The sequence below is a fragment of the Hydrogenovibrio sp. 3SP14C1 genome (assembly GCF_029625905.1).
In the GTDB taxonomy this organism is placed as follows: domain Bacteria; phylum Pseudomonadota; class Gammaproteobacteria; order Thiomicrospirales; family Thiomicrospiraceae; genus Hydrogenovibrio.
This window is the reverse complement of record NZ_JARTLM010000002.1, coordinates 13,877-33,227: the sequence shown is the minus strand read 5'-3', so window position 1 is coordinate 33,227 and position 19,351 is coordinate 13,877. Positions and strand designations below refer to the sequence as shown.

Here is a 19,351-nt window from a genome sequence, read left to right as displayed (position 1 = left end):
GCCGTATTTTGCATAATGTCAAAAACCGCACTTAACATCATCTCTGGTCAACTCGGAGCCGGTAAAACCACTTTGCTCCGACAACTAATCAAGCAGCAACCGCCGAATGAAACCTGGGTATTACTGGTTAATGAGTTTGGCGCTGTTGGTATTGACGGGCCTATTTTAAGTAGCCAAAACGACGATATTCTAGTTAAACAACTACCAGGTGGTTGCATTTGTTGTACCGCTCAAGGGGAGCTTGAAGCAGCCATATTAGAGATTATCCAAACACACCAACCCGATCGGATTCTAATTGAACCCACCGGATTGGGCGAACCTGAAAGTTTGGTCGATATCTTCAAACAAGCCAAGCTTCAATCGATTTGTGATGTTCACAGCCTTTTTTCTGTATTTGATATCGCACACACCCGTATAGAAGAACTAGAATCTTTAGCGATTTTGCAGAGTATGTTAACCATGGCCGATATCATCGTGCTAAACAAGGTAGACTTGGCCAGTCTTGAACAAACTGACCAGTTAAAAAGCTATGTTGAGAATCTATACCCACCCAAAAAAGCGATTGTTGTGACTGAGCAAGCAGATATTTCCTCAAAGTACTTATATCATCCACACTTTCACTCCTCAGCCTATACTGTCGCGCAAAAGGTGTCACCCTATACATTGATACGCCACCAACACAAACAAATCATTTCTAAAACCAAAACAGAGTTGCCTTACTCCCCTGTCGAATTACCTGGACTGCTTGAACGCAGTTATCAGACACAGCTTAATACTCAGGCGATTGGCTGGATTTTTAATGATGACATTTGTTTTAACTGGTCTAAACTTTTAAAGCTGTTTGAAGACCTATCCGAAGGCCTTTTTACTGTTCATTCAACGGAAACTGCTAATCAAATTTCACCCCCAATAATAAAACGCGCTAAAGGGATTTTTCGTGTCGGCACCACGGCAAGAATGCTTTTTCAGTTCGTGCACAACACCATCACACGAGAACTCATTGCCTACCGAAAAGACAGTCGTCTGGAACTTCTTTTAGACCAGAACAGTAACTTTGACTTTGAAAGCTTTGAAACCGCCTTACTTGATTGCATACAACCCAGCGCTTAATTATATTTACATCGGCTGTAAGTAATCACTAGGTTTGCGACATTATACCATTAGAAATAATTCCGGGATATTTTGGTATTTGGCGGTATTAGGTGGTATTTTGATTTTCAATCTATCGCCGTAATATAATGGGAAATATCGAGACAAATATCGGGTTAATAAAATGGGTAGAAAATCTACTGTTGAAAAACTTCCACCAGAAATTAAACACCAAATTTCAGCCAAGGTGAAAACGGGGGCATCCACTATATTAGAGCTGACTCGCTGGATAAACAAACAAGGTTATAACGTCTCAAAGTCAGCCGTAGGCCGCTATTTGCAAAAACTCCAAGAGGATGACAGCAGCCAGATTTTCGGAGCAAGCATGCAAACTAATGGCGGTGATGCAGAATTACAACTTTTGTTTGATGAGTTAAAAGAACTCAAACAGCGAGAAGCGGAAATCCTTGCTCTTATTTCTGGGAAGGTTCTTGTTCAATAATGGGAATTTAACCAGCACGATTAAGAGCAACACCATGCAGTAAACCGATCACAATTTAGGTTTGCGACATTTTTTGCAAATTGCATGATATCGGTGCTTTTTTGTTTTTGATTTGCGACACGTACAAAAGCGCGTTCAAATTGAACGCTTATATTACGGATGCATACCAAACTACACGACCTACGATATTAATATCATTTACCTGACTTGAAGCAACATGAACTTTTTCATAGACAGGGTTGTCGCTTTTAATAAACACACTTCCATCAAAGCTTCGTTGTAAGCGCTTGGCAAGCAAGTGGCCATCAAACCTAATCACATAAACACCATCTCTCGAAATCGTGTTATCCGCCAAATCAATCAACAGTGTTGCACCATCGACAATTGTTGGTTCCATACTGTCGCCACGAGCGAGTATGGCTGCACACTTGTTTGGATCAAGGCTTTGCGACTTTAACCAATCGCGTCGAAACGCGATCGGATGAATCACCCTGTCGTCTTCACTCCAAGACCCAGAGCCCATAGACACTTCTGCATCGTATAAATTAACTTTCGCAAACTCATCGGTATCGAGATTACCAGCCGCTTCGTTTATCGAGCAACCGGATGGTGCTGTATCACCATCCCCTGTCGCTAACCATTCAACTGATACATTTAACGCTCGTGCCAGTGCGACCAAGCGCTCCACATTCGGCGTAGATTCCCCGTTTATATATTTGGCCACAACAGTAGGAGACATATCTGACTTTAAGGCCAGAGATCTCCCGCTTTGCTCTCCCATGGCGAGCTTTAGCCTGTCACAAAAACGTTCATGTTCACCCTTCATACTTGAATGCCTTTATTCAAGTTTAATGAACACGTTCAAGTTAAATATAAGTTATTGATTTTAAATAAATTAACTTGAATAAGTTCATTAAACGAAAAAAATTAAACTTGAATGCTTGCATTTGCACCTAAACGAGTTCATAATAAACACAAATAAATACATAAACACATATACAAACGCAATAAAAAGGAAATCATACCATGACTGGGGAAGAAATCCGAAAATCTCTTAAGGAGAAAGACCTGAGTTTCGCAGCGATTGGTCGTGCCCTTGGACACTCAACTGGTACAGCTGTGTCTCGAATTTGCCATCGACAGGCGTCTGGTCGCGTGACTGCGAGATTCGTTGCAGACGCTTTGGGACTACCTGTCGAAGAGGTATTCCCTGAGCGACCTGAATATGCCGACGATCCTAAGCAGGTAAGAAAAGCGCGGGCTGAAGCTGAATTGCGCCAGAAAGCTGAAGCCACTGGTTTAGTTGCATAAATCATGGGTTTATCCTCCGTGTTTTTTACAGCATCTCAATTTTTATGCTGCTGTGCCAGCAGTTTGTTTGGAAATAAGTTTTTAAGGGAATTCCAGTGAGCTATATCAATTGGAAAAAAGCATGTGCCACCAGTTTGCAGGAAGCTTTCTGGTTGGTGAAAGAGCATGGCAAGGCCAAGCGTAATTTAAGCGTGGCACGCATTGCGGAATTAATGGGCTTGGACGATGAATCACTTTTATATAAGTGGATGAAGAACGGTTCCATGCCTGTGCATAAGCTGCATAGCTTTGAATATGTATGCGGTGCGAATTTTGTGAGTGTGTATTTAGCCAGCAGTGACAACAAGCTGCTGATTGATATCCCCACTGGAAAAGCACTGAAAGACGTCAGCGTCATTGAGATGCAAGGCGCATTTAATAATGCAATGAGTTTATTGATTAAGTTTGCCGCCGGAGAGGCGGAAGCACAAGAGACGGTGGCAGCACTCACACGCTCAATGAGTGATTTGGCCTACCACCGTGAGAATGTACAGAAAGTAAATATTCCTGAATTAGATTTTGGAGAAAGCGAATGAACCCACTTACTGATTGTAAAAACAAAGCAATGCAAGCAGGAAGCATAAAACGCTATCGTTTTAAAACAAGTGAATGCCTTTTACCCAAGCCAGGGGAATGCTGGCAGAGGCCAACAACATTTCAATTCTGGCATTTTTCTCAAGTGGCAAAAGCACGCCGCTGGGAGATGAATCTACAGGGTTGGATTCGTCGAGCCTTTTTAGGCCTGCCAAGACGCGATTGTGCTGATAAGCCAACATGTTCAACTCGTTCAGCGACAGATCGTCAACCCACTCGTTATCATTTTGCTGGCTCAAAAACGGAACAATCTTAATCATGAGTTTTTCCCATTCCTTATCACTATTAGTTGAGATCATTCCTGTATCAGGCAGCCCCCAGCTATCGATTAACCCCATAAATTCTTCAAAAATTTGTGTGGGCGAAAATACATATAGCGATGCGTTTTGGGTTAGACAGTTTAAGTCTTTTAAAGACATAGCTGGATATGCAAATTCATTATTAACGTTTTTCATTATGGAGGCTCCTTTGGTTTTGGATGGTTGTTTGGCGATTTCTATTCTAACAAAGGTCAATGTCTCCACCCTATTCATAAGGTTAATGCGCTATGAGTAAAGAATATTTCAGTGCAAAAGAATTGGCTGGGTTACCTGGGTTGCCAGCCACTCAACAAAACGTGAAAGCCAAAGCCGCTAAAGAAAATTGGCAATGGCAAAAAAGAAAAGGAAAAGGCGGTGGCAAAGAATATCACATCAACTCCCTTCCTGTTTCAACACAGACAGCTCTTATTTTGGCTGAGGAAAAACAAGCTAAACCAGAGAGTAACCGTAAGCAGACTTCCAGAGCTGAAGATGAGGTGGCTTTTACCTATGACGCGAACAGCCTGTGGGCTTACTTCGAATCGAAACCGGATAAGCAAAAACAAGTCGCGCAAGCAAAGCTTGACGCGTTCATAAAAATTATACAACTACATAATCAAATGGAAGTCCCACTTCGTGAAGCCATCAAGCTTGTTTCCGAACAAGTGCAATGGTCTTTCAGCACCTTGCGGGATATTTATTATGGCAAACCGGGCAAGCCAGGCCTGGTTAATTATAAGCGTCAAGACTGGCTTGCGGCACTGGTACCAGGTCATACAGGTAAACGAGAAAGCTCAGAGCTATCAATCGAAGCTTGGGACTTTATTAAAGCTGATTATTTAAGACCGGAAGCGCCCATGTTAAAGCCTTGTTATAACCGCTTAACCCGTGCCGCAGAACAACACGGATGGAAGGTTCCAAGCTATAACGTGGTACGCCGTCGCATCAACAAAATACCTGCAACCATTCGCGTTTTAAAACGTGAAGGAGAAAGCGCACTGGTACGTTTATATCCACCGCTTGAGCGTACTGTAAGAGATTTACGCGCTAATCAATGGATCAACGGAGATGGCTATATGCATAACGTGTTTGTCCGTTTACCGGATGATCGGATTGTCAGGCTCAAGACTTGGTTCTGGCAAGACATTTACAGCCGCAAAATCCTCGCCTGGCGCACGGATGAAACAGAGCACACAGATGTTATTCGCCTATCGTTTGGTGACTTGGTTGAAAAGTACGGCATACCAGAGCATGCCACCATTGATAACACCCGTGCCGCAGCCAACAAATGGATGACGGGTGGTGTTCCAAACCGTTACCGCTTTAAAGTTAAAGAAGATGACCCGATGGGCTTATTCCCCATGCTTGGTGTTCAAGTGCACTGGACAACAGTGATCGCTGGCAAAGGTCATGGTCAGGCCAAACCCATTGAACGTGCATTCGGTGTGGGCGGGCTCGGTGAATATGTCGATAAACACCCTGACTTCTCTGGAGCCTACACTGGTGCGAACGTGAATGCAAAGCCTGAAAACTATGCCTCAAGCGCTGTGCCATACGACAAGTTCATCAAGACACTTGAAGCCGAAATACACGCCTGGAATGCAATGGTCGGACGCAAAACTGAAATTGCTTGCGGCCAATACAGCTTTGACCAAGTGTTTGAAAACAGCTTCCAGAACTCACAACCACGCATGATCACTGCTGAGCAACGCCGCTTATTCCTAATGAGTGCCGAGGCCGTCAAAGTCTCGCAAAACGGCACGATTACGCTGGAAGTCGGCTCAGGTGTCGGCCTTGGTCGAAACCGTTACGCCGCAGACGAACTGCTGGAAATGCGCGGTCACAAAGTTGTGGTTAGGTTTGACCCAGACAACTTGCATGGGCTTGTTTATGTCTACACTTTGGACGGGCGAATGGTGTGCGAAGCCGAATGTATGGAAGCCGTCGGGTTTGGAGACCGAAACGCGGGTCGAGAGTTCAACAAACTGCGTCGTTCTAACATCAAGGCAACTAAGCAGATCGCAGAAAACGAAGTGCGTATGGACATTATGGAAGTCAGCCGCTTGATGCCGGAATCACCTGAGCCGCCGGAAACACCTAAACCAAAAATCGTCAAACCGCATTTTGGTGATTTAAAAGTCGTAAATATGAATATCGAAGACGACGAAAAGCCGAATGAACATGAACAGAATTTTATCGAAATGATGGAAGCAATGAAGTAAACCGCTAAGGCTCACCGCAACCAAACTTTGAACCTTAGCACTCTACAAAAAGGAGTATATCAATGACTGAAGCCCAAACACAAGAGTTATTAATCGAAACACGCAAGGCGGTCAAAATCGAATATGACGAAGGAGCAGGATTGTCAGCTGCTGAACTAGGTCATCAGCTTGGCATCAGCCGCACAAACGTGTTCAAGTTCATTAATGGCAGCTTCCAACCCAAACGTGCCAGTGTGGTTGAAAGCATGCTCAACTGGTACAAAAACTGGGAAGCCGCACAGGAAAAACAACAAACCAAACAGGAAGAAACTCAGGATCAGTTTATCCAGACCCAAACCTCCAGTACTGTTTACGCCTCTTTGACCTATGCCCATAAATTCAAAGATATCGCTTTAATCGTCGGTGGTGCCGGCATCGGTAAAACCACGACTATCCGTGAATACCAAAAACATAACCGATCAGTGCACCTAGTCGAATGTACACCAAACAACACCACAAAAGGTGGTGTGCTGCGCGCGATTACCATGCAACTGGGCATGCACATCCCACGCGGCAATGTCGACCTACTCGAAAGCCACATTGTTAAAAGCCTGAAGAACACCGATAGCCTGATTGTTTTAGACGAAGCCCAGTTTCTAAGCATGAGCGCCATTGAAACGGTGCGCCGTATTCACGATGAAACCGATATCGGTGTCGCCCTAGTTGGCAACGAAAAAGTACGCAACCAGATGATCGGTACCAGACGCGCCCAAGAATTCGCTCAGCTATACAGTCGTATTGGAAAGCAAGTCAAGCTCAATAAAACCAAAAAAGCGGATGTGCTTGCCATTTTACAAAGTTATGACCTTGGCGAACCAGAGCAAGAACTTCTGGTCAAAATTGCCAAGCAACCGGGTGCTTTACGCCAAATGAAAAAGGTGCTGCGCATGGCCACCATTTACGCAAAAAACCAAACCGTCGAAGTCGGACACATTCAGTCCGCCTGGCAAAATTTGACCGAAACAAGCATTTAATACCAGTATTAACGGGAGAACGACATGAATACAGAACACAACATCACAGACCTGGTTCAAAAACGCAATGTCTACGGGTTGATTACAAAGTCTTACAACGTACAAAGAGCGATCGCCTACTGTGACGAAAAAGGGCTTAACCCTCTAGCCGCTTCGATAGATAAAAGCACAAAGCTTCCTATTATTACTATCGAATCACCGGAAGCTGGTCATCAGATCGTTGAAAAAGCGACCCAGACGGGCAGCAACATGATGACAACGCAAATCACCTTTGCAGGTCAGCCGATTGCCGACTTGATTTGGGTTATAAACCATTAAACGCATAAAAGAAGGAGCCGTCTTATGACACTTGCATACGCCCTAAGTCTAATAGCCGCCTTTATGGTCGGCGGCCTATTTGGAGTACTTTCCATTGCAATATTTAACCTCAACAAGCCTTATAACCCAAACGAAAATTCAGAGGAGCACTATTAAATGACACAGCAAAACTCAATACCAGAAGGCTATATGAAAGACACCTCTGGCAGGCTGGTACCAACCAATTTAGTCAGCGACATCGACAAGCAGCGTGACGAACTCGTTCAAGAGATCATTGGTCACGCGCAAGAAGTGAATAAAGCGATCGGGAATTTTAAAAGCAAAACCTTCGGCGATATCGAAGCATTTATTGATCTATCAGCCGAAAAATACAACGTCAAAATGGGCGGACAAAAAGGCAATGTCACCCTTATGAGTTACGACGGCCGCTACAAAGTTCAACGTGCAATCAGCGAAAACCTTGTGTTTGACGAACGTTTACAAGTGGCCAAAGAACTCATCGACGAATGCATTCATAAATGGACACAAGGCACGAATGACAACATCCGTGCGTTGGTCGAGCACGCTTTTCAAACTGATAAAGAAGGCAAGATCAACACGGCGAGAATCTTTAGCCTTTTAAAGCTGGAAATTAAAGACGCGGGCTGGCAAAACGCAATGGAAGCTATTAAAGACAGTATTCAGGTGGCCGGTTCGAAAAGCTACATCCGCATTTACGAACGAATCGGAGCAAGTGAAAACTACAAAGCCATCCCGCTGGATATTGCAGCAGTTTAGGAGAGCATCATGGAAGCAAAACAGCTGAAACAAGAAATCATGGGAATCATCAAGTTTGAAGGGGTTCCCATGTCATCCAATGAAATTTGGGAAGTAATGACCATTGATGGTCACGAAGGAATTGAGCGCAAGCTCTTTAACAATAGCTTAACCACTCTGGTTACTGGTGAGTATCTTGAAAAGGTCCCGGACGAAGAAAAGCTTAATCGATATCGTTACCAGGTTACCGATAAAGGTGAAAACTGGATCGTCAAACAAGCTAGTGCGATTGCGCCGGAAAGAAAGGTCAAACAGCTTGAAACGGAACAAACTCAACCACCTCGGGAAGCTGAAAACAAAGCACCGGAAATGGTTGGCTTTGACTTATCTGAATACCAAGACCGCTTTGTTATTTACTTCGGCAGCACAGGGGAAATTGCACGTGTTGTTGATGACATAGATGAAGCTAAAGATATTGCAGAAAGTGTCGCAAACGACCTGCACGAAACGGTTGGCATCCATAAAATTTACAGCAAGCCGTTACTGGAGTGCGTGCCGGTCACAATTTATGAGTTCCGTGAGGTGTGATATGAGCGTCACTAAAGAGTACACCGTTTTAAAGATGATCCCAGAAGCATGCGGTCAAAGCCGAGCACTGATACGCTGCCCATTTTGCCAAAGCGAAGTTTGGGCTTACCACTGGTCACTTTCTGGTAGTGGAAAAAAATGCAGGTGCGGAGCCAAGTTTATCGCACACGGCCAAGTAACAAAGGAGGCAGTATGAGTTCAGAAAACAAAGAAAATGACGACCAAGCCAGTTTTGCAAACGGCGTTTTTGTCGCCCTTCAGATTATCCGTGAGCATGCCTATAACGGAGACGATGTAGCTTTGAGTATTGCTGAAGAGCTTATTGAAGCGATTGGTGGCATTGAGTTTTTAGAAGAACACGTTGAAGACGGATCAGAAGTCGACCAAGAGACAATTGAGTGGTATCAATTTGTTTTTAGAGATGAATAATCACCAGGCCTGGAAACAGGCCATTTAAATGAGTGCCTTAGGCTTTATTTCACAAGTATTCTTTCCGCCTAGGGTGCTCTTTTAAATGACAACAGAGACAACGACATGAGCAGACAAAGCGAACTCGCACAAATTCACATCGCAAAGAAAGACCTAGGCATGGAAGACGATGCTTACCGTGCCATGCTGAAGGATGTAGCGGGAGTTAAATCATCATCAAATCTCGACTTTCAAGGCCGACATGCTGTGATTCATCGAATGAAAGAACTCGGCTGGAAGCCTAAGCGAAAAAAGCAATATGGACCGAAGTCTAGAAAGCCAACTACACATAATGTGGCGTTTTTAGGAAGCGAGATCGAAATGGAAAGATCCCGCAAAAGCCAAGGCGACAAAATTCGTGCACTTTGGATTGAGATGGCTGAACAAAAAATTGTTAAGAATAGCTCAGAAGTTGCCCTGCGCGCTTACATCAAACGCATGACAAAAGGCCAGTACGAAGCCCCGCAATTTTGCGATGCACCTGAGGCAAGCATGATTATTGAATCATTGAAAAGATGGCAAAAACGCGAATTGGATAAACGTGACAAAGAGGATCAAAACCATGTCTGAAAATCAGTTGGATTTATTGGGCGATGAAATCAGCGCAAGCATCGACGAAATACTCAAGCACTCGGATGATCTCGATATTGAAGACATCAAGCAACGCTGGCCAGCACGGTTGGTCGAAATATTTGATGTCATCAGCATGACGCTTGATCGTAAAGCGTGCATTCAAGGTTCAGATAAAAGTGAATTAGCCTCCGTTATCGTCACGGCAATTGCCTTTCACTTTGGTGGCAGAAACTTTTATTTGCCGTCAAATGAAAAGCTAGAGCGAGCCATTCGTGACATCCAGATTTGGAAAGACTTCACAGGTAATAATATTCCGGAACTGTCTAAAAAATACAAATTATCGGAAGTCAGTATTCATAACGTTTTGGCAACACAACGAAAGATCCGTCATGACAAAGTGCAACCTAAATTATTTTGAGAACCTATAACCCATGTTTGATTTTTTAAACCCATTAACCCCTGAAGACTTTAACCAGAAAACTGAATTTTTAATTGATGGTTTTTTGCCAAAGCATTTAATCACCATGATCTATGCTGACGGCGGCCACGGAAAAACATTTACGGCAATGGGGTTGGCAAAGTTCGCGGCTCTATCTGGTATGGATGTAATTTATCTGGATTACGACAATCCTATGAGTGTGCTTAAAGAACGTGGTGTTGAGAAAAAATTAATCTTGTCTTGTCAAGACCTGCGTTATGTCCACCGTTCAAAAACTCCTATGCAACCGTTGGAAATGCTAACGGCACTGGAAGAGCAAGCCATCGCGGGTCGCTTTAAAAACACTTTCATTGTATTGGACAGCTTGCGTGATTTTAGTGACGTGAACAATGACTCCAAAGCCATGCTGCTGGGTGAAAAGCTCAAGAACCTACGTGAAGCCGGAGCCACCATTATTGTGCTGCATCACTCCACCAAGAACGGCAGTAACTATCAAGGGTCGAATAATATTCGAAACTCCATCGACAACATGTATCAGTTAACAAAAATTGAATCGCCGGAAGGTGAAATTCGCTGGATTTTAACAGTCAAAAAAGAGCGTGCCGCGATAGTTGATACCGCTTTGAGTATCAAGGTAGATGATTTAAGTATTATGCCAATCGATATTGAAACCGCACGTTTAAGCAACGAAGACAAAAGCTTTATTAACCAAACAAAAACCATTTTGGCTCTGCGGCCCGGCATTAATAAAACCGAGTTGCTTGAAGCCAGTGGATATAAGAAAGACGATAAGAGCGCACGTGACCGCCTTGATCAGTTTGAAGATATCTACTGGCAGAGCGAAAAACAAGGAAAAACCATTCACTACCGATTGTTGTAGAAAAAAAGTCTACAACTATTACAACTGTTACAACTATCTTTCAAAACCCTTATAAACAAAGGATTTGACAAGTTGTAATGGTTGTAAACTATCCCTTCAAAATCTTATCAAACGCTTAATATCCACTCTTATACGCCAGTCAATAAACTGGAAGCATGAAAACACTAAGACTTTACAGAGCAGGTTCAACCGATCAAGGCACGCCCGGTGCATTGGTGTGTGACGGGCAGCATGTCTGTTACATGATGGAACTCCCGGAACGGGATAACCAGCCTAATATTTCACGCATACCGCGTGGACGCTACCTTGTTAAATATCTGCCCCGTTCTGGCTCTGGAAAATATCACGACGTTTATCACATTACAGGCGTTAAAGGTCGCACAGGAATCTTGATTCACGGCGGCAACTATGCGGGTGATCGTGAGCTTAACTACCGAACAGATTCATGGGGTTGTTTTTTACCAAGCTCTCGTATCGGAAAGATTGGCGGTCAAATCGCTGGCCTTGCCAGCCGTGCTGCACTCAGAAAATTACACAACGCAACTCAAAGACAAGATTTTTATCTGGAGGTTTACTGATGGACATTACAACAATTTTAGGCGCTATTGGATCAGCGGCATCAGGGGGCATACTCGGCCTATTTGGGACAGGAATAAAGATGTGGGCAGACCACAAAGCCGAGCAAGCCAAGCAAGCATTTGAGTTGCAGATGCGCGAGCTGGACCAGGAAGAGATGACGCTTGAGCATAGCTTGCGCATGAAAGAAGTCGAAGCCGAAACCAAGCGGGATATTGCTGTTGCAAGCCAAAACAGAATGGCAACCGAAGCCCAAGCAGCAGCGGATGTTGAGCAAGGCGAAATGGCACTTGTTCAATCCAGCTACGCAATGGATAAAGCGACTTACGGCGGTGGGTTTGTGGATGCAATACGCGGATTGATGCGGCCTACCCTCACACTTTACTTTGCCATCCTGATGGCGATCATCGCGTATCAATTAATGCAGCTGAACAGCGGTCAGTGGCTTGATGTCAGCGAAGCGCAAGCCATGCTTAGAGATGTTGTTAATGCTTGCATCTTCTTGGCGACAACGGCGGTCACCTGGTGGTTTGGTTCAAGACCGATCAAGCGGGGTTAAGCATGGACGAAATTGATCGCGCACAGCAGCTTGAAGAAATGCAACGCCAGCAATCACTGGCAGTGATTCAGTCACGACGTCAAGGAAAGACCTTAATGAGTGTTCCAAAGTATCGCGAATGTGAAGACTGCGGTGAGTCAATCCCACAACAAAGATTGCAACTTAACCCTACAACACTGCGGTGCGTTGACTGCCAAACAAAATCGGAAAGACGAGGTAAGCATGGATATTAACTACGAGGCATGGAGGTTTTGGATGTCAGTGGCTAATTTCATCGGCACAATTTTGTTGGCACTTTATCTTTTTATGACCAGCAGATCGCGTGTCAATACCGGGCGTATAGACAAACTGGAAACGCATACAGATGGACGCATTGATAAATTGGAGCAACACTTTAGTCAACAAGTGTCTGAGCATGACAAACGATTTGAGCGTATTGAAGAGCACAACAAGCATGTGCCAACACACGAAGATTTTAAGCGTGTTTACGACAAGATAAATGTTCAATCAGATCAGCTAAACAGACTGGCTGGCGAATCAAGATCACAAAATGAAACATTAAAGTTGATTCATCAATATCTTTTGAGTGAGGGAAAGAAATGAGCTTCGAACAGTACAACACCGAACATCAGAGACGCTTGATCCTAGAGCAACTGGAGAAGGAAAACGACTACGCTCAAAATCAAATCGTTATGAAACAAATCCTAGCAGCTTATGGGCAAACCCTGTCCACAGATAAAGTATTGGCCGAATTTGCATGGTTGCAAGAACAAGACTTGGTTGCGCTGGATAAGTTTGGCGGCTTTACCGTCGCAAAACTGACTGAGCGCGGACTAGATGTCGCCAATGGTGCGTCGCAAATGCCCGGCATTGCACGCAAGGGTGTTTAACATGGCGCGCCCATCGTCTGTCGAACAAATGCCACCTGAGATTCTGGAGAAACTTCAGACCCTTCTGCGAGACCCACGAGTCAACCAGCTGGAAGCCACTGCAAAGATTAATGATGTGCTGGCATCACTTGGTCATGAAACCGTCTCGAAAAGCGCAGTCAATCGTTATGCACAGAAGATGGCACAAGTGGGTAAGCGCCTGCAAGAGTCGCGCGATATGGCACAGATGTGGATCGGTAAACTCGGCTCTGCCCCACAAGGCGAGGTCGGAAAGCTATTAAACGAAACCATCCGCACGCTGGCATTTGAAACCACTATGAAAATGGCTGAAGACGAAGAAGAGCCGGTCTCACCAAAGGTATTGGCACAGTTATCACTGGCTGTCCAACGCCTTGAAGCATCGGCCACGGTAAATTTAAAGCGTGACGAAGAAATTCGCAAACAAGCAAATGAAGAAGCGGCTGAGCAAGTTGGGCAGGCAGCGAAAGAACTTGGCTTGACAGAGGAAGGTGCTAAAGCCATTAAAAATCGCATTTTAGGAATTCCGTAATGATTCCAGAATCAACATTGGATTTAAGTCAATACGATAATATTAATGAATATCAGTTCAATGAAAATGAACTGCTGCTGCAATATCAGAAAGATTGGGTTGCAGATGAGTCCCCTCTCAAAATTGCGGAAAAATCAAGACGTACAGGGTTGACCTGGGCGGAAGCATCCGATGCCGTTTTAACGGCTTCTAAAAGAAGAAGTGCGGGTGGGACGAATCATTTTTATGTTGGTTCTAACAAAGAAATGGCGCAAGAGTTTATCGCGGCTGCTGCAATGTGGGCAGAAGCATTTAATGAAGCAGCCAGTAGCATTCAAGAAGAAATCCTAGAAGACGAAGATAAGGATATCCTGACTTACACCATTAACTTTGCAAGTGGGTTCAAGGTTCAGGCGTTAAGTTCCAATCCATCAAATATGCGTGGTCGTCAGGGGAATGTCACCATCGATGAGGCAGCATTCCATGATCGATTGGCTGAAGTGCTTAAAGCTGCCCTGGCATTGACAATGTGGGGGGCTAAAGTTCGCCTAATCTCAACACATAACGGTTGGGGCAATCTGTTTAATGAAATCATTCAAGACAGTCGTGCTGGAAAAAAACGCTTTTCCGTTCACCGGATTACATTAGACGATGCTTGTGATCATGGTCTTTATAAACGCATTTGCCAAATTAAAGGTTGGGAGTGGTCTAAACAGTCAGAGATTGTCTGGAAAGAAGGTTTGCTCAAAGATACCGCGACTCGTGAGGATGCTTTAGAAGAATACTATTGTGAACCAAAGCAAGGTGGTGGCGCTTATCTCAATCGAATGTTGATTGAATCCAGAATGCAACCAGCACCCGTGATTCGGTTTACAGGTTCACCAGAATTCAACACCTGGCCAGAGCATTTACGTGAAGCTGAAATAAACGATTGGTGTAAAGAAAATCTTCTCCCAGAACTGGAAAAACTTAATCCAAAAGAGCAGCACGCCTTCGGGGAAGACTTTGCGCGCACCGGTGATTTAACCGTACTGGCTCCCATGGCTCTGAATCAGCAGCTCATGCGTTCCATCCCGTTTTTAGTGGAGCTGAAAAACCTGCCATTTAAGAACCAAGAACAAATTGTTTATTACATCAATGACCGTTTACCGCGTTTGATGGCACTGAAATTCGATGCACGCGGTAACGGCCAATATTTAGCTGAGCAAGCGGCTTACAAGTACGGTCAGCGCGTTGAACAGGTTATGCTTAGCCAGGCCTGGTATTTAGATAATATGCCAAAGCTTAAAGCCGCATTTGAAGATGACGGCATTCGCTTACCAAAAGATGCTGATGTGCTGAACGATTTGCGTGCGATCCAGCTGGTCAAGGGTGTGCCAAAAATCCCCGATGTCAAAACTGGTCAGAACAAAGACCGTCATGGAGATGCCGCTATTGCTATTGCGATGGCGTATGCAGCAAGTTTGGAAGATGTTGTCGAATACGGTTATCACGCAGTTCCTAAAGGATATCAGGAAGATTCAGACAGGCTTACTAGAACAATAAGAACCACCGCCGGTTTCAGGCGTGGAATGATTTAGAGGATTAGGCATGGAAAAAGTATCTAACATTGTGGACCAGAACGGAGACCCTATCCGCTTAAAAGAGCTATCGAAAGAAATTGCCACGGCCTCCATGACGGGCATTCGTCAGGTTTGGAATACCGATACTATTGCGTCCGGTTTAACACCGCAGCGACTCGCTCAGATTCTGCATAACGCAAATCAAGGCGATGCTTATGATTTCCTAACCCTTGCTGAAGAAATGGAAGAAGCAGAGCCGCATTATGGCTCTGTTTTAGGAACACGTAAGCGTGCAATTGAAGGGATTGCTCCATCGGTTGAAGCCGCTAGTGAAGACAAGGTCGATATCGAAATGGCTGAGACTGTAAGCAAACTGGTCAAGCATGAATCATTTAGCGAGTTAGTTCAGAACTGTGTTGATGGTTTAGGTAAAGGGTATGCCGTTTCAGAGATTATTTGGCGTCGTGGCCAAATGTGGTGGCCAAATCAATACAAATGGCGAGATCCTCGCTTTTTTCAATTTCCCCAGGACAATGCTTTTGAATTGCGATTACGCGATGAAAAAGACATGGTAAACGGCCTATCGCTTGAACCTTATAAATTTGTCGTGCATATCCCCCGTTTGAAATCAGGCATCCCAATCCGTGGTGGTCTGGCTAGGTTGGCCGCCATTACGTATATGTGTAAACAATTCACTATCACGGATTGGATGGCGTTTGCAGAAGTATTCGGAATGCCGATTCGTATTGGCAAGCATGGTGCCAATGCCACAGAGAGTGACATCGCTACCTTGATCAACGCGGTGGCCAATATTGGAACCGATGCAGCGGCCGTTATCCCAGACTCAATGAAAATAGAGTTTGAAGACGGCCGTAAATCCGGTTCAAACGATACGTTTGAACGCCTGGCAAAATATCTTGATAAGCAAATTTCAAAAGCGGTCATCGGTCAAACAATGACAACCGATGACGGTAGCAGCCAGGCACAGGCAAATGTACACAATGATGTGCGATTAGACATTCTTGAGTCAGATTTAAAGCAACTTGGAAGCACGGTTAATCGTGATGTGATTAAACCGTTCATCGACTTGAACTTCGGTGTCCAGGAGTTTTACCCGATAGTGAAGTTTGAACTCCCTGAAGCTGAAGATAGAGACACTTTAATCAAAGCATTGGAAGTGCTATTACCGCATGGGTTCAGAGTAGGACAATCAGCCGTAAGAACAAAGCTTGGCATTCCTGAGCCAAAAGAAGGTGAGGATTTATTTGTTGCGATCGACCGCCAGTCTGAAGCACCAGTACCAGACCCTGCCATGAACCATCAGAAGCCGTGTGGTTGTTCTACTTGCCAGACAAAAGCCATCAATGCGGAACAAGGAGTTGTGACAGTAGACGATGATCTGGACGAATTGGAACAGGAAGCCATGCAGGAATGGCAACCACAGATTGATCCAGTGGTTGATCCGATTGTAAAACTCTTGTCTGAGTCAAAAGATTATGACGATTTTTTAAGACAGTTACCAGGCATGGCCGATCAGGTAGATGGTAACAAGTTGATTTTGACACTGGCCGAGCAGCTATTCAAAGCTCGAGGTGTTGGCGATGTCGGTTAAGTACAATCAGCCGCCAAAGCCAGCAGAAGCATTAAGGTGGTTTAAGGCGAAAGGCATCCAGCCCTCGTTTGATTGGAAAGACGTATGGCAGGAAGAGCATGCCATCGCTTTCACTGTTGCCAAGGCGATGGAATTTGATGTGCTCGAGGCGATTAAATTAGCTACACAAAAAGCGATTGCTCAAGGACAGACGTTTACAGAATTTCAACGCAATATCAAACCGACATTAATAAATCTTGGTTGGTGGGGACGGCAAGATAAAACCGACCCTTTGACTGGAGAGTTGCGAGATGTTCAGCTAGGTTCGCCACGGCGATTACGTAAAATCTACCGCACAAATATGCGCACCGCCCGTGCTGCCGGACAGTTCGAACGCGCTCAGCGCACCAAGCAAGCTTTGCCTTATTTGATATATGAACTAGGTCCTTCTGAAAACCACCGTGAAGAACATGTCAATTGGAGTCGTATTATATTGCCGATCGACCACCCGTTCTGGCAAACGCACTACCCGCCTAATGGATGGGGATGCAAGTGTCGTGTTCGTCAGATCAGCGCAGCGGAAGCCAAACGTCTTGGTGGTGTTACCGAAGATCCGCATATTCAATATCGTGATTGGGTAAACGAGCGCACAGGCGAGGTGTTAAAGGTACCGCAAGGCATTGACCCTGGTTGGGACTATAATCCGGGTATCGCTCGATTGAAGTCACTGGACGAGCATCTATACCGAAAATCGCCAGGCCTGGCTGATCAAGTGTTGAAATCTAATATTCGTCGCACCCATTATCAAAGCTGGCTTGAAAAGGTGCATGATGATGACCTGACCAAAGGACGAGAGATCAGCGTGATTGCAATGCAAACTTCAGTGTTAGGGTTTGTCGCAAAACAAACACAAGAATCTCAAAGCGGATTAGTTCGCTTAGAAGACCGTTTAATTGTTGGCAAAAAATCATACCGCCATGATGAGCAAGGCAACTCGCTTGATTATACCCAGTGGAATGATCTTCCGTTCTTTCTCGAAGAGCCTGATCGTATTCTTTGGGATAAAAATAATAAGACGGTGTTGTACTTGATCAAAACCAAAACTGGCTTACTCAAGGTGGCAGTGAAGCGGGACGGTAAGATTGCAACAGCTTATAAGGTTGATCCGAAAGATGTGGAAAGCTTGATTAAGGAAGGCGCTTATATCGAAATGGAATAAACAAGTGGCGCCGGAATCGAACCGGATAAGACCTGGTAAAACAGGACACGCTTATTGCGAACCACTCCACCACTTGTCGTAATTAAATGATACTCCCCTCTGGCAAAAAATCAAACCCGGTTATCATCGGATAACGGCTAATCAAAAATAAGCCGATTTGAGCGACGTTTTTAAAAAAGATGAGGAAAGAGTTGTTTAATTTAATTTGAACGTTTTTGAACGGGTTTAAGTTTAATTTGAACGGGTTATTAATTGTAGTTGAATTGTTTTAAATTAATTAATCATCTAATATGGCAAACACAGATAATTTTAGATGAGGGTATTATTTATGAGAAATGAAACTAAGCGCCGTACATTGCATTACAAGTTGGCAGTTATGCCAAAAGCTAAAAATACATTACAAGAAATGCTTGAGACAGTCGTTTTAAATAATGGAAGTTTAAAAAAGGCTTCTGACCGTGAAGAGTCTATTTCAAGCTCTGATGATTCATTTAGGTTGTTAAACGATCCAGTTAAGCATAGAGGAATGTTTTGTGCCAAATTGATGTTATGGGAGAAAAACCAAAGTCATTCCGCAATTACAATTGACAAATCAGCCACGTCATATTCTGTTAGAACAATTCAGCCAAGTGATCTACAAAAACAAAGTATTGCTCAAGCACAAAAAGAAGAATTTTTAGAATCAATATTACATTTTGGAGTACTAGGTAATCATATGGTCATAATGTCTAGTGCCTCACTTACGGCTAGACAGCTTGAAACTCACTTAACATGGTTATTAGGAACTCAGTCGAAACACTTGCCAGATGACGGAATTTTCTCATTAAGCGATAAGCCAACTGTAGAAGCAATAAAAAAACTTGAAAAATCACCAGCTAAAAAAGTAATTCTTGGTGCTCCAATAACAGCTCAACCGAAAGAAGAAAATGAAGGCACTACATCAAATAGTGTTAAATCAATACAGTTTGTTCCTGCAGGAATAACAGGTGAATTGATCTCAGCTGTTTTTAAAAATTTAGGCGCGCCGGTTCCAAAATTAGATGACGCACTTGATGAAGCAAACTTAAAATTAAAACTTGAAGTGACTTATCTAAGACAAACAACAAAATCTGGGCAACAGTTCTTAGATGAGCTTTCCACCTCAATGAGACACGCACATGAAGATGATGTGGTTGTTGATCTTTCAAATGGTGCCCAATTAAAAGGCAAAGACCTAAAATTATCTACTAATATCAATGTACAATTTAATAATGGTGCAATTGATGAAAATGAACTGTATCATGCGATGCACGACTGGCTTTCTCATCTTATTAGCGAAGCAAAAATTGAATAAA

25 protein-coding genes are annotated in these 19,351 nt (G+C 44.0%); 23 read left to right on the top strand and 2 right to left on the bottom strand.

Going from position 1 to position 19,351, the window contains the following annotated elements:
- Window positions 1-15 precede the first annotated feature (15 nt).
- Both P8629_RS01600 and P8629_RS01595 read left to right on the top strand, forming a co-directional pair.
- Entirely contained in the window at window positions 16-1,110 is a 1,095-nt protein-coding gene (locus P8629_RS01600; protein ID WP_278163835.1) for a CobW family GTP-binding protein, read from the top strand.
- Between the two features lie 163 nt (window positions 1,111-1,273).
- The gene (locus P8629_RS01595) at window positions 1,274-1,591 is read left to right on the top strand and encodes a phage protein Gp27 family protein (RefSeq protein WP_278163833.1); all 318 of its coding nucleotides are present in this window, start codon (window positions 1,274-1,276) and stop codon (window positions 1,589-1,591) included.
- Window positions 1,592-1,739: 148 nt separating this feature from the next.
- Here P8629_RS01595 and P8629_RS01590 read toward each other — a convergent pair whose 3' ends face one another.
- Window positions 1,740-2,417, bottom strand: a complete 678-nt coding sequence (locus tag P8629_RS01590; protein ID WP_278163832.1) for an XRE family transcriptional regulator — start codon at window positions 2,415-2,417, stop codon at window positions 1,740-1,742.
- Between the two features lie 200 nt (window positions 2,418-2,617).
- Here P8629_RS01590 and P8629_RS01585 point away from each other — a divergent pair, with 200 nt between their 5' ends.
- Together P8629_RS01585 and P8629_RS01580 are read left to right on the top strand one after the other, a co-directional pair.
- Window positions 2,618-2,902, top strand: coding sequence for a helix-turn-helix domain-containing protein (locus P8629_RS01585; RefSeq protein ID WP_278163830.1), 285 nt, complete (start codon window positions 2,618-2,620; stop codon window positions 2,900-2,902).
- A gap of 95 nt (window positions 2,903-2,997) precedes the next feature.
- Window positions 2,998-3,477 (top strand): hypothetical protein, encoded by a 480-nt coding sequence (locus P8629_RS01580; protein WP_278163828.1) that lies wholly within the window; start codon window positions 2,998-3,000, stop codon window positions 3,475-3,477.
- Between the two features lie 60 nt (window positions 3,478-3,537).
- Here P8629_RS01580 and P8629_RS01575 read toward each other — a convergent pair whose 3' ends face one another.
- Entirely contained in the window at window positions 3,538-3,990 is a 453-nt protein-coding gene (locus P8629_RS01575) for a hypothetical protein (RefSeq protein ID WP_278163826.1), read from the bottom strand.
- A gap of 92 nt (window positions 3,991-4,082) precedes the next feature.
- Between P8629_RS01575 and P8629_RS01570 the strand changes: the two genes are divergently transcribed.
- The 19 genes from P8629_RS01570 (at window position 4,083) to P8629_RS01480 (ending at window position 19,350) form a co-directional block, all read left to right on the top strand.
- On the top strand, window positions 4,083-6,056 hold the full coding sequence (locus P8629_RS01570) for a transposase domain-containing protein (RefSeq protein WP_278163825.1): 1,974 nt from the start codon (window positions 4,083-4,085) through the stop codon (window positions 6,054-6,056).
- Between the two features lie 62 nt (window positions 6,057-6,118).
- Window positions 6,119-7,069, top strand: coding sequence for an AAA family ATPase (locus P8629_RS01565; RefSeq protein WP_278163824.1), 951 nt, complete (start codon window positions 6,119-6,121; stop codon window positions 7,067-7,069).
- Between the two features lie 24 nt (window positions 7,070-7,093).
- Entirely contained in the window at window positions 7,094-7,387 is a 294-nt protein-coding gene (locus P8629_RS01560; protein WP_278163822.1) for a hypothetical protein, read from the top strand.
- 156 nt (window positions 7,388-7,543) lie between these two features.
- Window positions 7,544-8,164, top strand: coding sequence for a DUF3164 family protein (locus P8629_RS01555; RefSeq protein ID WP_278163820.1), 621 nt, complete (start codon window positions 7,544-7,546; stop codon window positions 8,162-8,164).
- A gap of 9 nt (window positions 8,165-8,173) precedes the next feature.
- Window positions 8,174-8,731, top strand: a complete 558-nt coding sequence (locus P8629_RS01550; protein WP_278163818.1) for a hypothetical protein — start codon at window positions 8,174-8,176, stop codon at window positions 8,729-8,731.
- A gap of 192 nt (window positions 8,732-8,923) precedes the next feature.
- Entirely contained in the window at window positions 8,924-9,160 is a 237-nt protein-coding gene (locus P8629_RS01545; RefSeq protein WP_278163816.1) for a hypothetical protein, read from the top strand.
- A 105-nt stretch (window positions 9,161-9,265) separates the two neighbouring features.
- On the top strand, window positions 9,266-9,769 hold the full coding sequence (locus tag P8629_RS01540) for a gp16 family protein (protein ID WP_278163814.1): 504 nt from the start codon (window positions 9,266-9,268) through the stop codon (window positions 9,767-9,769).
- Window positions 9,762-10,190: a Mor transcription activator family protein gene (locus P8629_RS01535; RefSeq protein WP_278163812.1), complete on the top strand. Its 429-nt coding sequence runs from the start codon at window positions 9,762-9,764 to the stop codon at window positions 10,188-10,190. The genes P8629_RS01540 and P8629_RS01535 overlap by 8 nt, the downstream gene beginning before the upstream one ends.
- A 13-nt stretch (window positions 10,191-10,203) precedes the next feature.
- Window positions 10,204-11,091, top strand: a complete 888-nt coding sequence (locus P8629_RS01530; RefSeq protein ID WP_278163810.1) for an AAA family ATPase — start codon at window positions 10,204-10,206, stop codon at window positions 11,089-11,091.
- Window positions 11,092-11,246: 155 nt separating this feature from the next.
- Window positions 11,247-11,669: a DUF5675 family protein gene (locus P8629_RS01525; RefSeq protein ID WP_278163809.1), complete on the top strand. Its 423-nt coding sequence runs from the start codon at window positions 11,247-11,249 to the stop codon at window positions 11,667-11,669.
- Window positions 11,669-12,226: a hypothetical protein gene (locus P8629_RS01520; protein ID WP_278163807.1), complete on the top strand. Its 558-nt coding sequence runs from the start codon at window positions 11,669-11,671 to the stop codon at window positions 12,224-12,226. Before P8629_RS01525 ends, P8629_RS01520 begins: the two co-directional genes overlap by 1 nt.
- 2 nt (window positions 12,227-12,228) lie before the next feature.
- Window positions 12,229-12,459: a TraR/DksA family transcriptional regulator gene (locus P8629_RS01515; protein ID WP_278163806.1), complete on the top strand. Its 231-nt coding sequence runs from the start codon at window positions 12,229-12,231 to the stop codon at window positions 12,457-12,459.
- Window positions 12,460-12,481: 22 nt separating this feature from the next.
- The gene (locus P8629_RS01510; protein ID WP_278163804.1) at window positions 12,482-12,829 is read left to right on the top strand and encodes a hypothetical protein; all 348 of its coding nucleotides are present in this window, start codon (window positions 12,482-12,484) and stop codon (window positions 12,827-12,829) included.
- A complete protein-coding gene (locus P8629_RS01505) occupies window positions 12,826-13,116 on the top strand; it encodes a VpaChn25_0724 family phage protein (protein WP_278163802.1) in 291 nt (96 codons plus the stop codon). The genes P8629_RS01510 and P8629_RS01505 overlap by 4 nt, the downstream gene beginning before the upstream one ends.
- 1 nt (window position 13,117) lies before the next feature.
- Entirely contained in the window at window positions 13,118-13,666 is a 549-nt protein-coding gene (locus P8629_RS01500) for a DUF3486 family protein (RefSeq protein ID WP_278163801.1), read from the top strand.
- Complete coding sequence (locus P8629_RS01495) at window positions 13,666-15,225, top strand: terminase large subunit domain-containing protein (protein WP_278163800.1); 1,560 nt, start codon at window positions 13,666-13,668, stop codon at window positions 15,223-15,225. The genes P8629_RS01500 and P8629_RS01495 overlap by 1 nt, the downstream gene beginning before the upstream one ends.
- 10 nt (window positions 15,226-15,235) lie before the next feature.
- Window positions 15,236-16,819, top strand: a complete 1,584-nt coding sequence (locus tag P8629_RS01490; protein ID WP_278163799.1) for a DUF935 domain-containing protein — start codon at window positions 15,236-15,238, stop codon at window positions 16,817-16,819.
- Entirely contained in the window at window positions 16,809-18,017 is a 1,209-nt protein-coding gene (locus P8629_RS01485) for a phage head morphogenesis protein (protein ID WP_278163797.1), read from the top strand. The genes P8629_RS01490 and P8629_RS01485 overlap by 11 nt, the downstream gene beginning before the upstream one ends.
- 328 nt (window positions 18,018-18,345) lie before the next feature.
- Window positions 18,346-19,350 carry a hypothetical protein gene (locus P8629_RS01480; protein ID WP_278163795.1) on the top strand — a complete coding sequence of 335 codons (1,005 nt, stop codon included), beginning with the start codon at window positions 18,346-18,348 and terminating at the stop codon, window positions 19,348-19,350.
- Window position 19,351: the final 1 nt, after the last annotated feature.

Coding starts and splice junctions, on each gene's coding strand:
- P8629_RS01555 (WP_278163820.1), top strand. CDS start 7,544: ATGACACAGCAAAACTCAATACCAGAAGGCTATATGAAAGACACCTCT.
- P8629_RS01590 (WP_278163832.1), bottom strand. CDS start 2,417: ATGAAGGGTGAACATGAACGTTTTTGTGACAGGCTAAAGCTCGCCATG.
- P8629_RS01525 (WP_278163809.1), top strand. CDS start 11,247: ATGAAAACACTAAGACTTTACAGAGCAGGTTCAACCGATCAAGGCACG.
- P8629_RS01500 (WP_278163801.1), top strand. CDS start 13,118: ATGGCGCGCCCATCGTCTGTCGAACAAATGCCACCTGAGATTCTGGAG.
- P8629_RS01550 (WP_278163818.1), top strand. CDS start 8,174: ATGGAAGCAAAACAGCTGAAACAAGAAATCATGGGAATCATCAAGTTT.
- P8629_RS01540 (WP_278163814.1), top strand. CDS start 9,266: ATGAGCAGACAAAGCGAACTCGCACAAATTCACATCGCAAAGAAAGAC.
- P8629_RS01480 (WP_278163795.1), top strand. CDS start 18,346: ATGAGAAATGAAACTAAGCGCCGTACATTGCATTACAAGTTGGCAGTT.
- P8629_RS01565 (WP_278163824.1), top strand. CDS start 6,119: ATGACTGAAGCCCAAACACAAGAGTTATTAATCGAAACACGCAAGGCG.
- P8629_RS01570 (WP_278163825.1), top strand. CDS start 4,083: ATGAGTAAAGAATATTTCAGTGCAAAAGAATTGGCTGGGTTACCTGGG.
- P8629_RS01490 (WP_278163799.1), top strand. CDS start 15,236: ATGGAAAAAGTATCTAACATTGTGGACCAGAACGGAGACCCTATCCGC.
- P8629_RS01505 (WP_278163802.1), top strand. CDS start 12,826: ATGAGCTTCGAACAGTACAACACCGAACATCAGAGACGCTTGATCCTA.
- P8629_RS01575 (WP_278163826.1), bottom strand. CDS start 3,990: ATGAAAAACGTTAATAATGAATTTGCATATCCAGCTATGTCTTTAAAA.
- P8629_RS01585 (WP_278163830.1), top strand. CDS start 2,618: ATGACTGGGGAAGAAATCCGAAAATCTCTTAAGGAGAAAGACCTGAGT.
- P8629_RS01515 (WP_278163806.1), top strand. CDS start 12,229: ATGGACGAAATTGATCGCGCACAGCAGCTTGAAGAAATGCAACGCCAG.
- P8629_RS01520 (WP_278163807.1), top strand. CDS start 11,669: ATGGACATTACAACAATTTTAGGCGCTATTGGATCAGCGGCATCAGGG.
- P8629_RS01510 (WP_278163804.1), top strand. CDS start 12,482: ATGTCAGTGGCTAATTTCATCGGCACAATTTTGTTGGCACTTTATCTT.
- P8629_RS01560 (WP_278163822.1), top strand. CDS start 7,094: ATGAATACAGAACACAACATCACAGACCTGGTTCAAAAACGCAATGTC.
- P8629_RS01600 (WP_278163835.1), top strand. CDS start 16: ATGTCAAAAACCGCACTTAACATCATCTCTGGTCAACTCGGAGCCGGT.
- P8629_RS01530 (WP_278163810.1), top strand. CDS start 10,204: ATGTTTGATTTTTTAAACCCATTAACCCCTGAAGACTTTAACCAGAAA.
- P8629_RS01535 (WP_278163812.1), top strand. CDS start 9,762: ATGTCTGAAAATCAGTTGGATTTATTGGGCGATGAAATCAGCGCAAGC.
- P8629_RS01495 (WP_278163800.1), top strand. CDS start 13,666: ATGATTCCAGAATCAACATTGGATTTAAGTCAATACGATAATATTAAT.
- P8629_RS01485 (WP_278163797.1), top strand. CDS start 16,809: ATGTCGGTTAAGTACAATCAGCCGCCAAAGCCAGCAGAAGCATTAAGG.
- P8629_RS01595 (WP_278163833.1), top strand. CDS start 1,274: ATGGGTAGAAAATCTACTGTTGAAAAACTTCCACCAGAAATTAAACAC.
- P8629_RS01545 (WP_278163816.1), top strand. CDS start 8,924: ATGAGTTCAGAAAACAAAGAAAATGACGACCAAGCCAGTTTTGCAAAC.